This is a genomic window from Methylobacterium persicinum, assembly GCF_022179525.1.
Taxonomy (GTDB): domain Bacteria; phylum Pseudomonadota; class Alphaproteobacteria; order Rhizobiales; family Beijerinckiaceae; genus Methylobacterium; species Methylobacterium persicinum.
Window position 1 is genome coordinate 1 of the sequence record NZ_BPQX01000007.1, and the last position, 14,426, is coordinate 14,426.

Here is a 14,426-nt window from a genome sequence, read left to right on the forward strand (position 1 = left end):
AAAGTTCAACGCTGTTTGACAACGTTGGTCCGACAAGACTTTCCCCAAGATGCAATCCGGCAGGGTTGGTCCTCTGAACGGCCTTTCGACGGGCATACAACTGAGAACTTGAAGCGAAAGCTGGCATCCGACTGGCTGCGCGTCGAGATCAAAGCGCCATTGGAGACCGAGCTTCAGTGGCGAGCGCGCAACGAAAGATAGGTCGGGTTCCGACCGAACGCCATTAATCCCGCTCGACCAGGTTGCTCCCGTAATTTGGTATTCTGTTGAGGCCTTAGAGCCAGGCTCCGATGCGTTGTCGGATCCGGCGCTGATGGCGCGCGAGGAGACGCAGCGGCACAGTCAAACGCCAAGTGAGGCGCGAGCGCATCCAGGCGAGTGAGGCGGACGCCCCTGCAAGCCGTGCTTCTAGATCGCAGACCTCGGCTCGGAGGGCGGCCACCGCTGCCGTATGGGCTGATCGCTGCTCCGTCTCCTCAGACCGTCTCTGTGCGAGAGCAACCTCCAAGGTGGCGACAAGGTCCACATGCTTCGCCAAGGAGCGGTCGCGCTCTGCCACGGCATTTTTTCTTTCCGCCAGCGTTCGGTCACGCTCCGCGAGCACCTCGTGCAGCCCGGCGATCCGCGCATCGCGCTCCTCGACGGCGCGGATATTGAGCGCATCGACCTGTCCCCCCCATTCGCGCAGCCGGGTGGCCCGATCGATCGTCTGAGCCCGCGCGAACAGGGTCTCCATGGCGAAGTTCCGGTGTTCGATAGTTCCGATGCGCAGAGACAGGGCAGCGACGCGCAGGGCGATCTCCTCCCCCGGCTGAACATCGCCTTCCTCATCAAAGACCTCCCGGTAGAGGGGGTCGTCGAATTCAGCGAAGCGTCCCAGGACCTTGGCGTGCTCAAACGAGCTGCGCAGCCGCGTCTCTGGGCTTGGGGCGCTGGTGTTGGCGTGGTTGGCGCGGATGCGGAAGGCCGTCAACGGCTCGGGCAGCAGGTGGATGCCGTGGCCCGCCATGAGCATCCGGATCCACATGTCGAAATCTTGGAGGTTGGTGAGGCGCGGGTCGTAGGGCCCGACCGCCTCGTAGGCCTCGCGGCGGATCATTGCGGTCGGCGCATTCAGGACGTTGCCTTGAAAGAAGAAGTGCCGAAGCCATGCGCGGCGGGGGAAGGGCGCAAAGCGCAGCGCGTAGGCAAAATCGTTGAACGCTGTGGTCGGGAGACCGTCCTCATCCACCGGCCGCGGTAGGCCGAAAACCAGGGAAACCTCTGGATGTGCGTCGAGGAAAGCGACTTGGCGGCGCAGACGTCCCGGCAGCGCCCAGTCGTCGGAGTTAAGGATCGCAAGGTAGCGTCCCCTGGCCCTCGCGATCGTGGCGTTCATCGCCGCTGAAATGCCCCGGTTCTCCGGCCAGCATTCGAGGCGGATGCGCGGATCGGTGAAGCTGCGAAGGATGTCGGCCGTCCCGTCCGTGGAGCCGTCGTCGGTCACAACAATCTCAAAGTCCTGGAAGGACTGGGCTAGCAAGCTCTCGATCGTTTGGCGGACGTACCGGACGTGCTGAAACGACTTCACCAGGACGGACACGGTCGGGGCCGCCCCAGGCGTGGCGGGGACCAGCGGCGGCAGCGGTGTCGGGTCCGCCCGGCGCAGGGCCTGCTCCTCCCACCACAGGGGGCGGATACAGACCTCATTCGGCACCACCTGCGTGAGATCAACCGACTCGCGATCCATCTCATCCCAGAAGGCGCGCAGCCGCTCGCGGCCCCAGAGGTAGTGCTGGCCTAGGCCCTGTGCACGGTCGACCTGTCCAAGCCGCTCGGCCTGCAGCGCCTCGCGGTTAGCGTTCCGGATGAAGCCGAGGTGCTTGTAGTGCCACAGTACCAGGTTGTCCTGAGCGGGCAGGCATAGGTCTCCCTGCGGTACCGCCCCGTGACGGCCAGGGCCGAAGCCGGTCTCGCGCAGGGCCTCAGGCTTAAAGAGGCTGAGCTTGTTGAATGCTATGCGCGGTCGCCCGTGGATGATGCGCTGAGTCAATAGCCCCACATCATCGGGCATGTCTAGGTGATTCAGGTCGAAGCCCAGGGCCGGGATCAACGTAACCCCCCGGTCGGCCTCCTCGGCGAGATACCCGGCCATCTCCCGTCCGGGCACATGCAGGTGCTCGTCGATTGCTGTGACGACGATCCAGTCGGCTAAGCCGCGGCTCTCCTTCCACACCTCGTTTTGCAACGCCCGGTGCGACAGCACGAAAGATTCTGCATTGGTACGAACGAAGCGGCGCAGTTCCACCTTCGGATGGGCGTGTAGGATGTCGAGGGAGCCATCGGTGGAACCGTCGTCGTAGATGACGTAGCGGTCGACCCAGGGATCGTAGTGCCGGAAGAAGAAGCCGAGCATGTCGGCCTCGTCCCAGCAAATGGTGTAGAGGTGGACGATCGGCGTCTTCACGTGACTGCAAGCCCCTTGTAGCCGCCGCAATCGCTGCGAACGAGACGAGCAGGGTTGCCCCGCACGAGGGCCCCGGCCGGCACATCGCGGGTCACCACCGAACCGCCGCCGATCACAGCGTTCTCGCCGATCGTCAACTCCGGCAGAACGGTGGAACCGGCCCCGAGCACCGCACCCCGGCCAATGGTGACGTGCCCCGCCACGACGACGCCAGGCCCGATCGACACGAAGTCACCGAGACGCGAGTGATGCCCGAGGCTCGCCCCGCGGTTGATGAACGTAAATGCGCCGAGCACCAAACAACTGCCGAGGCTGCACCCGGCATTGACGTAGCTGCCCAGCCCGATCTCCAGCCGTCGGGGCGCCGGGACGCTGCTATCGATCAGCGTGAACGGGCGCGTCAGCCCGGCTCCTTCGGCCTCTCTCGCGGCGACCTGCCGGTGGACCGGGGTGAACAAGGGCACGAGGAACGGCAGCGCCCGCAGCGCCTCGTCCAGTTCCTCGACCGACCGATGCGGCAGGTCGGCGGGCAGGTGACACGCGCCGGGGCGGTTACGGATACCGGCCGCCACGGACAGGCCCGCCCTATGGAGGCTCTCTTCAACATCGACGAGAACTGGCGAGCCGGTGCCAAACAGGATTATGGCGGTCATCTCGCCATCGCCGCGAAGGTCACGACCGCAGCGGAGATCCGCTCGGCGTGATCGCCCGCCACCTCCGGTTGGATCGGCAGGCTGAGAAGCGTCTGGCTTAGGGCCTCGGTCACCGGGAGACGCCCGTCCGCGTTCTCGTAGAAGGCGGGGTGGCGATGAAGACCCGGCGCGTAGTGGACGGCGCTGCCGATACCCGCCAGCGCGAGGTGATTCATGAGACCGTCCCGATCGGGATGAGTCAGCGCAAACTGGTGATAGACGGAGCCCCCATGATCCGGCGGGAGCCCAAGGTCGGGAAAGTCAGTAAGGGCCGAGCGGTAGCGGGCGGCGATCGCCCGGCGCTCGGCATTTGCGGCGTCGAGGTAAGGCAGGAGCGCCGCGAGGATGGCCGCCTGGATCTCGTCGAGCCGCGAATTGAAGCCGAGCGTCCGGCTAATGCGCTCGCCCTGCGCAAAGCCGTAATTTCGCAGCGACCTCACCCTCTCGGCCAGCCCGGCATCGTTCGTCACGACGGCACCGCCGTCGCCGACGCAGCCGAGATTCTTGGTGGGGTAGAACGAATAGGCGGCGGCATGGCCGAAGGTGCCGAGAGGGCGGCCATCAAGGGTGGCACCGTGGGATTGGGCGCAATCCTCGACCACCGCCAGCCGGTGCCGGACGGCAAGCGCCATGAGGGTAGGCATATCGGCCGGGTGCCCGAACAGGTGGACCGGCATGATCGCAGCGGTGCGCGGGTTCACAGCGTCGGCAGCGGCGGCGGGGTCGATGCAGCGGGTACGGGGATCGACGTCAACGAAGCGGGGCTGCGCGCCGCACTGAAGCACGGCCTGCGCGCTGCCGGCGAAGGTGAGGGCCGGCAGAATGACCTCGTCGCCGAGTCCGACCCCGAGCGCACGCAATGCCAGCGCCAGCGCATCCGTCCCGGAGGCGACGCCGACGCAGTGCTCGCTCCCGCTATAGGTCGCGAAGTACGTCTCGAAGCCGGCCACGGCCGAGCCCAGGATGTAGCCGTGTCCGCCAAGCACGGAGGCGACGGCCGCATTGATCTCGCCCCGGAACCGAGCGACACGCCACTGCGGCGCAGCTTGAGGGATCATGCGGCGCGGTCGGCCAAGATCAGGTTGGGTTGCGCGCAGGGGTAGTGGCGCGTGTCCGAGAACCGAGCCGACGCACAGACGAGAAGAATCGTGTTTGGCGCAAAGTCCAGCAACGAAACGACAACTCCGGGTTTAATCCTGTAGCGCCCTCGGTTTGTGAGACACCGGGAAGGAGCCTACGCGGCGAGAGCCGCGGGTGAAAGTCGTGCCTGGCGGGCGGCGGCGGGCGATTGGAAGCCGAGCCGCTCGATGAGCCAGGTGGTGTTGTAGGTCTCTCGGAAGGCCAGGAGTGCGTGGCGCAAGGCCTCCAGGGTGTCGAAGCTCTGCACCCAGAGCAGGTTCTCCTTCAGCGTCCGGATGAAGCGCTCAGCGCAGCCGTTGCCCTCGGGCGCACGCACGAAGGCGGGCGAGCTCTCCGCCCCCAAGAAGACCAACTCGGCCTGGAAGTCGTGAGCCATGTAGCAGCTGCCGTGATCGTGCCGGATGGCGAGCCCGCGTGCCACGTCCTTGGCGACGGCGCCGAAATGGCGGCGGACGCCCTGGCGCAGCGGCTCCAGCGCCTCGAAGCGGGTGCCGCGCCGGGCGGCATGGATGCCGACGCACTCGGCGTTGTGATGATCGATGGCGATGAATACCGCGACCTGTCCCTCGCCCGTCCAGGTCGTAGTCATGTCGGTGCCCCACATCGTGTTCAGCGCCTCGGGGATGATGGTGCCGTCGTGGTTGCGCGGGCCCCGGGAGGATCCGACGCGGGCGGGGGCGAGCAGATCGTGCTCGCGCATCAGCCGCAGCACGCGCTGTTTGGAGGTGCGCACGCCAGCCACGCGCAGCCGTGCCCAGACCTTGCGGTGGCCTTCACCGTGGAACGGGCTGGCGGCCAGGACGCCGCGGATCCGCGCCACCAGGTCCGCGTCCGGCATCGGGCCGGTCGGTCCAGGCCGCTGGGCCTGCGGCCTTGCGGGATGACGCTGCCGATAGACGCTGGCACGCGCGGTCCGCCAGACCCGGCAGACCCAGGCCAGACCGTAAGGCCTGCCGCGGCTCGGCGAGGGGGTCCGGCTCATGGCCTCCACCTCCGCCGCGCTAAAGGGCGGCCGCCCTCCAGGAGCGCGATCTTGGCCTCCAGAAGCTCGCGCTCCAGCAGCATCTCACCGAGCTTGGCCTTCAGACGGGCGCTCTCCAGCGCCTCGCCATCGGTCGCGCGGGTCGCCAGGTGGGCCTCGCCGCCGGACAGAAAGGCATCGCGCCAGTCGCTCAAGGTCGCCGCCGTGACGCCCAGCTCGCGAGAGACCATCTCCAGGTCCTCACCGCGGATCAGCCGCAGCACCGCATCGCGCTTGCGCTGCCGGGACATCCGCCCGCCTCGCCCCGGACTTGCCGCCACGGCCGTCGTTGTCTCTGTCGTCATCATCCACCTCTGCTGCGGACAGCGTCCGCTAACGAGGTGTCTCACTCAACCCTAGGGCGCAGGAATCCAAACCATCTCATTGCCGCTGCTGAGGCGAACGCCGGCTTTCTGGTAGCCATTATTGGCCTCGACAAGCACAGAACCGCTCAACGCGATGATCGCCTCGTCGCAAGAATTGGCGTGGCCGCCGCGGGGCATGCCCGCCATCCCAGCCTTGATGAAGAACACTCGCTCGAGGGGGAACGGAAGGTTGTTGAAATCCTCGAATGCCCCCAGCTCCCCGCGGAGATCGACGTTGACTCCATGCTTTAGAAGTTCAGCACCCTCGATCAAGCGCACGACTTCCTCCCAACGAGACGCTTACTTAGCTGTTGGCGAACTAACTAACATCTTTGTGATTAGATGCAAATACGAGCAATAAAGGCAAAGTCAGTTGCCTAAAATGCCCGAATCGATTTGCCGAAGCATCTCGCGCTTCCGAACCGCTACAGAGGCTGCACCGTCGATCTCTCCCAAGGGCTTCGGCATTGATCGCGTGGTGCTGCAGCACGACTGCACGATGCAAATTTGCGCCTCTGAGGTAATTCTACAGACCCTCCACCGTCTGCTTTTCGGACCCCACTATCCGCAAGCCGACCGGCAGGAACCCACCCGACGCAGTCGTTCACGCGCAACCGTGCGGATCCAGCAAGCGGACGTGTGTTCCGGTGCTACTATGGCAGCCACGTGCCTAACCCAGCCGTTCGACTGTTGGTCACGACTTCCCCGAAGCGGTCATGGCGAATTGTAACGCCGTCACTGCCCTACTGATGGCCCGGGCAAACAACCTCGATTCCAAAACAGATTTTTTGCGCTACCTTGAGCCGACGCACTGGGTGGATCGGCCGGCCTAGCCTCAACGGGGGACGCCTTCATGTTCGATGAGTACGGCATCCCACGCGGTGCCGAGCCAGGCGACACGGACATGCCCGCCCTATACCATTTCGTGTACTGCAGCCGTGCCGCCAAGGGCATCGATTACGCCGAAGTCGGCCGCCTCGTCGAGTTAGCACAGCGCCATAATCTCGCGCGTGGCATCACCGGGGTCCTCGTATTCGGCAGTGGTATCTTTTTCCAGTGGATCGAAGGGCCGGCGGCCCAGATGAAGAAGTTGATCGCGAGCCTGCATCGCGATCCGCGGCATCACGATCTCGTCGTGCTGGACCAGAGTGAAGAGGAGCGGGAGCGCCTCTATCCGACTTGGGACATGGAGAGGGTCGAGGCCGACGATATCCGTGTTGTCCTTCAGGACGCACTGGAGAGCGCCGAAGACCAAAATAATGCTGCGGCGCTTAGGCGGATCCTGATGCAACTCGATACAGGACCTCTGCATTCGCTCGGGCGAGGATAATCAAGCCCGGATAATGAGATCCGTCGGACGTGCTGTCAGCTTCGCAGATGTAGATATCACCGAACGATGATGGTCCGATATCAGGAAATCCGGCTCATCCTTTACAACGTCGCAATCTGAGTTTCTCATGGCGCACAGTGATCGAGCGGCCAGCAAGGCTGCCGGCGCGAGAGCGCCCAGGGGGGACGATGCAGAATTTCGGTGCGTCCGAACATCTGTGGGGCGATGGTGTCAGGCACGATAGCGAGGGCGCGGCTGAAGCGCGCCGGCAGTACGCAAGAAAGCGGGCCGCCGAGTCAGCACGCGAACGCTTTCTCGCCCTGGAGCTAGTCGTCCAGGCTGAAATTATCCCTCAGTTGGTCCTCCTCCATCGCGGTGTGAGCACCGAGCTGACCAAACCCGCATACAAGCCCAATGAGGGGCAGATCGCGGCCTTTACCGATCTCACCCTCTCGCCGGACGATCGGGCTGTGATCGAGGCTTTCTCGGCTCTGGTCGCGGCAGGCTATCCTCTCGATCGCCTGTTCCTCGATCTTCTGGCGCCGTCCGCCGCCCTGTTGGGGCGCATGTGGGACGAGGACCTCTGCGACTTCTTCGAAGTTACCACCGGGGTCGCCCGGCTCCAGCATCTCGTGGCGCGCTTCCGGGCCGACGACGGGCTGGCCTCACTCGATCGGAAGCGCCGCCTGCTCCTAATGGGGGCGCCAGGTGAGCAGCACACGTTGGGTGTGCGGATCGTCGAGCAGTTTCTGACGAGGGCAGGCTGGGCCGTGTCTCTCGTCCTCTCCTCCAGTCCAGAGGAGATCACCGATTTGGTAGCGTCAGAATGGTTCGGCGTCGTCGGACTGACGCTCAGTAGCGAGACCCGCGTCAATCCACTTGCGACGGCGATCCGCTCTGTTCGCGATGCGTCGTGCAACCGAGCCATCGGCGTCATGGTGGGCGGCCCGATGTTCCTACAGAACCCGAACCTCGTACGACAGGTCGGAGCGGACGCCTCCGCGGTGGACGCGCCGACGGCGGTGCTCTTGGCCCAACGGCTGCTCGATCTCTCGCTCGAGCATCACAAGGCGTGAGGTTTCAACCGCATCGACAGCCGACCGCCCGGCTTGATGACGGCGCAGCAGGGAAATGCCTCGACCGCCTTGCCGGCGGCGTCGTGGTCAGCGGCGCTCACCCATCCTTCGACTGATCATGCCCCAGTGTGGGCCTAATGCAGAGGGCTGGCCAGGCGCGTGATGTCGTGTCATGGGCCGGTCTGTGACCGATCATCCCACCGCCTCCCAGCCCGTGCCGCTTGCAAGTCTGGGTTGGTCCGACTTCTTCGAAGACCAGCGCGAGCCCCATGAGGCCGATTTCGCCCCAATGCGGATTGCCTCAATCCACCGCTCTCGCCTGACCGCCCTATCGGAGGCCGGCTCGGTCGAGTTGACGCTGGGCGTTCGTGCTATCGCGGGCGACTTTACGGTAGGCGATTGGATACTCGTCGCCCCCCAGACCCAGACTTTGCATCGCCGTCTCGGCCGCAGGACGGTTATGGAGCGGCGCACGGAAGGCAGTCAAACTCTTCAGGCCGCTGCGGCCAATATCGATACCCTCTTCATCGTTACCTCCTGCAACGCCGACTTCAATCCCGCGCGCCTGGAGCGCTATCTGGCCCTGGCCAATCAAGGCGGCACGACCCCGGTGCTCTTGCTCACCAAGGCCGACACAACCGACGATCTGGAAAATTACCAGAGCCAAGCGTCCCAATTGCAACGCGGGCTCGAAGTCGTGACCGTCAATCCACGTCTCTCCGACGCTGCAAACAGGCTTGCTCCGTGGTGCGGAACAGGGCGAACCGTGGCGCTCGTCGGCTCCTCCGGTGTCGGCAAATCCACTCTGGTGAACACCCTGGCGGGCCCGGGTCAGGCACTTGCTCAGCAGACCGGAGGCATTCGCGAGCACGATGCGAAGGGACGCCACACAACCACTTTCCGTTCGCTGCATCGCATTGCCGCCGGCGGCTGGGTCATCGATACGCCGGGAATGCGAACGCTGCACCTGGGTGGCGCCGCGGAGGGAATCGAAACTCTGTTCGCCGAGATCGTCGAACTCGCGCCCTCGTGCCGATACCGTGACTGTACCCATGCCTATGAGCCCGGTTGCGCCGTCAGCGTCGCTGTCGCTGAAGGCAAGATCGAACCTGAGCGATTGATCCGGTGGCGGAAACTTTCCGAAGAGAACCGCAACAACACGCCGACATCCGTTGGGCCGAGGGGCCGCCCGCGTGTCCACCGGTAGGCTCCGCGACTCATTTCTGCGGCATTGAAGCCGTATGCAAGTGATCGCCCCCCATGGGAGTGGTCCTCGCTTTGGTGCGGCTCTTGTCGCGCCCTACATGTCCACGATGAGAGATTTTCGAACGATCGGGACCTTATGTGAGTCGGGGATCATCTCCGAAGACGAGGTGGACGCGGCAGTCGAAGCGTTGTTGTCTGGCGTGGGGGAAAGCGAGTTTCACTTCAAAGCAGGCTATCGATTGAACCTCGTCAAAGCGGTTCGCAGCCACCCCGGCGCTCAGGAATTCGTTAGTCGCCCAAAAGTTGGGGTCGGACTGAAGCGTCCCTTTGTGCGCGCTGCCATTCTTCAGGCGCGACCCGTCCGGGGTGAGGGCTAGCGCCTTTCCCGGGAAGCTTGGATCGTGCCGTCGATCTCGTCCTTGCGACCGGAGCGCAGCAATCCAGGTTAGCACGAACAACCCAAGCAGATCGCCGCCTGCGACGCCATCTCAGAGGCTAGTGCGGCAGCGCTCATCGTGGTGAGTTTCAGGATTTGTTTTCTGCTTCCTCTGTCGTCACACGAAAGTCCATGAGGGTGTTCGCCCCAAAGGTAAGCGTCAGCGGTACGTCGGCAGCATCGCGACCGTAGGCGATCAGGATCCGGCCGATCCGTGAACTGTTGTTGCGTGGGTCGAAGGTGTGCCAGCGGCCGTCGAGATACACTTCCATCCAGGCGGCGAAATCACCCGGCGCGTGCGGTAAAGGCAGACCGATATCGCTGACGTAACCGTTGCAATAGCGTGTTGGGATGTTAAGGCAGCGGCAGAACGTGATTGCCAAGTGCGCGTAATCGCGACAAACGCCCCGCTGCTCCTCGAAGACGTCGAAGGCCGTCCGAGTCGGGCGGGCATGCTCGTAACCAAATGTGATTCGATCATGCACATAATCGCAGATCGCCTGCACACGGCCCCAACCGGGCGGTATATTCCCGAAGAGATTCCAGGCGATGGGCAAGAGGCGATCGGTCTCGCAATACCGGCTGCCGAGAAGAAAGAGCACGCTCTCTGAAGGCAGTCTTTCGACCGCGATCTCCTGGGCGTCGGCCTCCCGCGCATCGCCGCTGCCGTGATCCCGCACGATCGTATCGGTCTTGAGGGTGAAACGCCCTGCTGGAGCAACCATGCGGTTGCACCAATTCCCAAAGCTGTCGCGATAGCCATCCAGCGGAACAGCCGGGCTCGTGATCAGGTGGTCGGGCCGTTCGAGATCAGAGAAGCGCGATGCGTGGACGTTGAGCATCGCGATGACAGGAGTGGGCTGCGGAAATTCGTAAGTCATCTCGCAGCCGACGTGTATGCGCATGGGATCTCTCGAGGAGCGGTATGGGGTTCCGCGCTAGTCCAAGCCGAAAGCGCAAGCTCGGGATCGCCTAACGCCGCAATCCGGCGGCCTCAATCACATGGCCTGTCCGGTCACACTGATCCGAGCTTAGTATCGCTCGAAGCGCTCTCCGGCAAACCGCCATACGGCGCGCCGGAAAGCTTCCTAAGTTCATTCGGAAGATCAGAAATCCATGCCGCCCATACCCCCCATACCGCCGCCGGCGGGCATGGCAGGAGCCTCCTTGCGCGGAGCCTCGGCGATCATCGCCTCGGTGGTCACCAAGAGGCCGGCCACCGAAGCCGCCCCCTGAAGGGCAGCGCGAACGACCTTGGCCGGATCGACGATACCGGCCTGGAGCATGTCGACATACTCTTCGGTCTGGGCGTTGAAGCCGTAGGTCGAGGAGGAATTGTCTAGGATCTTGCCGACGACGATCGAGCCTTCCACGCCCGAATTCGAGGCGATCTGACGGATCGGGGCCTCGAGAGCCTTCAGGACGATCTTGATGCCGGCTTGGACATCCGGATTGTCGTTCGAAAGGCCCTGAACGGCCGCCTTGGCACGCAGGAGCGCCGTGCCGCCGCCGGGGACGATGCCTTCTTCGACCGCCGCGCGGGTGGCGTGCAGCGCGTCGTCGACCCGGTCCTTCTTTTCCTTAACCTCGACATCGGTCGAACCGCCGACGCGGATCACAGCGACGCCGCCCGCGAGCTTGGCCAGACGCTCCTGCAGCTTTTCACGGTCGTAGTCCGAGGCGGTCTCCTCGATCTGCCCCTTGATCTGCGAGATCCGGCCCTCGATGTCGGACTTCTCGCCCGCGCCGTCGATGATCGTGGTGTTCTCCTTCTCGATCCGCACGCGCTTGGCGCGGCCGAGCATCTCGAGCGTGACGTTCTCGAGCTTGATGCCGAGATCGTCGGCGATCATCTGACCCTTGGTCAGGATCGCGATGTCCTCGAGCATCGCCTTGCGGCGATCACCGAAGCCCGGCGCCTTGACGGCCGCGACCTTCAGGCCGCCGCGCAGCTTGTTGACGACGAGCGTGGCGAGAGCCTCACCCTCGATGTCCTCGGCGATGATCAGGAGCGGCTTGCCGGTCTGAACGACGGCCTCGAGCACCGGCAGCAGGGCCTGCAGCGAGGCGAGCTTCTTCTCGTGAATGAGGACGTAGACGTCCTCCAGGTCAGCCCGCATCTTCTCCGCATTCGTGATGAAGTACGGGGAGAGGTAGCCGCGGTCGAACTGCATGCCCTCGACGACGTCCAGCTCGGTGTCGGCGGTCTTGGCCTCCTCGACGGTGATGACGCCTTCGTTGCCCACCTTCTGCATGGCATGGGCGATCATCTCGCCGATCTCCTTGTCGCCGTTGGCGGAGATCGTGCCGACCTGGGCAATTTCGTCGGAGGAAGCGACCTTACGGGAGCGGCCCGCGATGTCCTTCACGGCAACGGCCACCGCCTGATCGATGCCGCGCTTCAGGTCCATCGGGTTCATGCCGGCGGCGACATACTTTACGCCTTCACGCACGATGGAGGCGGCCAGGACAGTCGCGGTCGTGGTGCCGTCGCCAGCCATGTCGCTCGACTTCAAGGCCACTTCGCGCACCATCTGGGCGCCCATGTTCTCGAACCTGTCGACCAGCTCGATCTCCTTGGCGACCGTCACACCATCCTTGGTGATCCGGGGCGCACCGTAACTCTTCTCGATCACGACGTTGCGGCCCTTCGGGCCGAGCGTCACCTTCACCGCATTGGCAAGTAGCTCGACACCGCGCAGCATCCTCTCGCGGGCATCGACCGAAAAACGAACGTCTTTGGCGGACATGTTAGGGAGCTCATCATCTGTCGTTCGGCCCCAAGGCGTGCTGGAACGGGCGCCTCGAAGGGCAGGGCGGGTTCAAGACCGTGCGTGGCCTGATCGGAGCTAGGCGACGACGCCCAGGATGTCGGATTCCTTCATGATTAGGAGGTCCTGACCATCGATCTTGACCTCGGTGCCGGACCACTTACCGAACAGGACGCGGTCGCCGGCTTTCACATCGAGTGTGTTGATCTTACCCGCCTCGTCGCGTGCGCCGGGACCGACAGCCACAACCTCGCCCTCCTGCGGCTTCTCCTTGACCGTATCGGGAATGATGATGCCGCCCTTGGTCTTTTCCTCGCCCTCGATGCGACGGAGCACTACCCGGTCGTGTAGCGGACGGAATTTCATCGTTAGATCCTGATCGATCCCTAGCGAGATCCAACCACGACGGTTGGCGCTATCGCGGGATGGGTAGCGGCGACGCAGCGCATCGCAGCCCGACTGACCCGTCCTTAGCACTCGCTACACTTAACTGCTAATGTGCCCACGAAGAGAGACAGGGAGGATCGAGGTGGCGGCAATGCGCCCGACGGCACTCGACCTTCTGCGGATCGAGTAGCGGCCCCCTGCGCGGGATCCTCAGCGTACCGAACCGGGTCGGAGGCAGATCGGCCTTTTTGGAAAGTGCCGAGTGCGGATCTAGCGGTTGCCATGGATCGGCAGGAGGCCGTCCGCGCTTCTGGCCAGCCTATCCCGAATCCGTCGTTCCGCCTTCGGCCAGAGGCTGCCGAACTTCGAACGTCTGCTTCCGGGCAGACTGCCAACTTCCGCTCATGGCCGGAAGCGGCCGGTCGGCTTTGAAGCTCGGATTGCAGACAAACGGACATTCAGCGCGGCGCATTTGGTGGGTTTAGAGTACCACCCTCAGGATCATCGATATCATACCACCGAAGGTGTGCATCAAGTTGCGAATCGCGCATGACGCTGATGACGATGGCCCAAACCGAGCCCTAGTTGATCCCAGCTCCAATGTTGTGATCTGGGACCCAATGTTCGGGTCTAAAATCACCTGAAGTTGAGCGAGGCCGCATTCCGACGAGTGCGGCCTCGCTTACGTTTTCTAGTTAGTTCTTCCACCCACGCTTCAGTGCGATAGGCCAAGCACGCGAACAATCGCATCCAAGCCATCGGTAAGGGCAGCAGGGCCGGGCTGCAGGATGAGTGGGGACTTGATCTCGACGATCCGTCCCTGCGCAACCGCCGGCATCGAGGACCAGCCGGGCCGCGACGCGATGCGGGACGGCACCACCTTCTTTCCGCACCAGGATGCCAGGATGACCTCTGGCCTGGCGGCCAACACCGCCTCGGATGTCACGATGCGGTCCTCGGCCGCCGGCTGCCGGGCGAGTTCGGGGAAGACGTCGTCACCACCCGCGATGCGCACGAGCTCGGATACCCACCCGATGCCGGAGATCATCGGCTCGTCCCATTCCTCGAAGTACACCCGTGGCCGCGGGCGTCCGTGCGATTGTCCGGCGACCGTCGCCAGTCGCTCCTCGTAGCCGCGGGCCAGCGCCTCCGCGCGGTCCCTCGCATCCACGAGGGCCCCCACCGTCCGGATCATGGCGAGGATGCCGGCCACGTCGCGCTGGTTGAAGAGGTGGACCGCGACGCCGGCCCGGGCGAGGTCGGCCACAATGCCGGCCTGCATGTCCGAGAAGGCCAGGACCAGGTCCGGCGCGAGTGCCATGATCTTGGGGATGTCGGCGCTGGTGAAGGCCGACACCCGGGGCTTCTCGCGACGTACCTGGGGCGGGCGGACCGCGTAGCCGGAGACGCCGACGATCCGGTCCTGCTCCCCCAGCAGGTATAGGGTCTCGACCGTCTCCTCGGTCAGGCAGACGATCCGTTCGGGCGGGAAGCGACGCATGCCTATCCATAGCGCAGGCGACCGCGTGCCGTCCGCCTCAACTCATGTCGGGGTC

The 14,426-nt window shown here is 64.2% G+C and carries 11 protein-coding genes and 1 pseudogene; 3 read left to right on the forward strand and 9 right to left on the reverse strand.

The features are described 5' to 3' along the window. Window positions 1-274: 274 nt before the first annotated feature. The 5 genes and pseudogenes from MFF22_RS01055 to MFF22_RS01075 form a co-directional block, all read right to left on the reverse strand. Window positions 275-2,446: a glycosyltransferase gene (locus MFF22_RS01055; RefSeq protein ID WP_238247262.1), complete on the reverse strand. Its 2,172-nt coding sequence runs from the start codon at window positions 2,444-2,446 to the stop codon at window positions 275-277. Continuing rightward, window positions 2,443-3,099, reverse strand: a complete 657-nt coding sequence (locus MFF22_RS01060; protein WP_238247264.1) for an LbetaH domain-containing protein — start codon at window positions 3,097-3,099, stop codon at window positions 2,443-2,445. Before MFF22_RS01060 ends, MFF22_RS01055 begins: the two co-directional genes overlap by 4 nt. Continuing rightward, window positions 3,096-4,196, reverse strand: a complete 1,101-nt coding sequence (locus MFF22_RS01065; protein WP_238247266.1) for a DegT/DnrJ/EryC1/StrS family aminotransferase — start codon at window positions 4,194-4,196, stop codon at window positions 3,096-3,098. The genes MFF22_RS01060 and MFF22_RS01065 overlap by 4 nt, the downstream gene beginning before the upstream one ends. 176 nt (window positions 4,197-4,372) lie before the next feature. After that, a pseudogene (locus MFF22_RS01070) lies at window positions 4,373-5,604 on the reverse strand (IS3 family transposase). A 51-nt stretch (window positions 5,605-5,655) separates the two neighbouring features. Next, a complete protein-coding gene (locus MFF22_RS01075) occupies window positions 5,656-5,943 on the reverse strand; it encodes a sugar 3,4-ketoisomerase (protein ID WP_238247268.1) in 288 nt (95 codons plus the stop codon). A 574-nt stretch (window positions 5,944-6,517) separates the two neighbouring features. Between MFF22_RS01075 and MFF22_RS01080 the strand changes: the two genes are divergently transcribed. From MFF22_RS01080 to rsgA, 3 genes are all read left to right on the forward strand, one after another. After that, complete coding sequence (locus MFF22_RS01080) at window positions 6,518-6,994, forward strand: BLUF domain-containing protein (RefSeq protein ID WP_238247269.1); 477 nt, start codon at window positions 6,518-6,520, stop codon at window positions 6,992-6,994. Window positions 6,995-7,182: 188 nt separating this feature from the next. Further along, window positions 7,183-8,070 carry a cobalamin B12-binding domain-containing protein gene (locus MFF22_RS01085; RefSeq protein WP_238247271.1) on the forward strand — a complete coding sequence of 296 codons (888 nt, stop codon included), beginning with the start codon at window positions 7,183-7,185 and terminating at the stop codon, window positions 8,068-8,070. Window positions 8,071-8,242: 172 nt separating this feature from the next. After that, the gene (gene rsgA / locus MFF22_RS01090) at window positions 8,243-9,277 is read left to right on the forward strand and encodes a ribosome small subunit-dependent GTPase A (protein ID WP_238247273.1); all 1,035 of its coding nucleotides are present in this window, start codon (window positions 8,243-8,245) and stop codon (window positions 9,275-9,277) included. A 524-nt stretch (window positions 9,278-9,801) separates the two neighbouring features. On the opposite strand, the gene MFF22_RS01095 is transcribed toward rsgA, so the two are convergent. The 4 genes from MFF22_RS01095 to MFF22_RS01110 form a co-directional block, all read right to left on the reverse strand. Beyond that, window positions 9,802-10,617 (reverse strand): transglutaminase-like domain-containing protein, encoded by an 816-nt coding sequence (locus MFF22_RS01095; protein WP_238247276.1) that lies wholly within the window; start codon window positions 10,615-10,617, stop codon window positions 9,802-9,804. Between the two features lie 201 nt (window positions 10,618-10,818). Further along, the gene (groL, locus tag MFF22_RS01100) at window positions 10,819-12,462 is read right to left on the reverse strand and encodes a chaperonin GroEL (RefSeq protein WP_238247277.1); all 1,644 of its coding nucleotides are present in this window, start codon (window positions 12,460-12,462) and stop codon (window positions 10,819-10,821) included. Window positions 12,463-12,561: 99 nt separating this feature from the next. Continuing rightward, window positions 12,562-12,849: a co-chaperone GroES gene (groES, locus tag MFF22_RS01105; protein WP_238247278.1), complete on the reverse strand. Its 288-nt coding sequence runs from the start codon at window positions 12,847-12,849 to the stop codon at window positions 12,562-12,564. Between the two features lie 736 nt (window positions 12,850-13,585). Beyond that, window positions 13,586-14,371, reverse strand: a complete 786-nt coding sequence (locus MFF22_RS01110; protein ID WP_238247279.1) for a cobalamin-binding protein — start codon at window positions 14,369-14,371, stop codon at window positions 13,586-13,588. Between the last annotated feature and the right edge of the window lie 55 nt (window positions 14,372-14,426).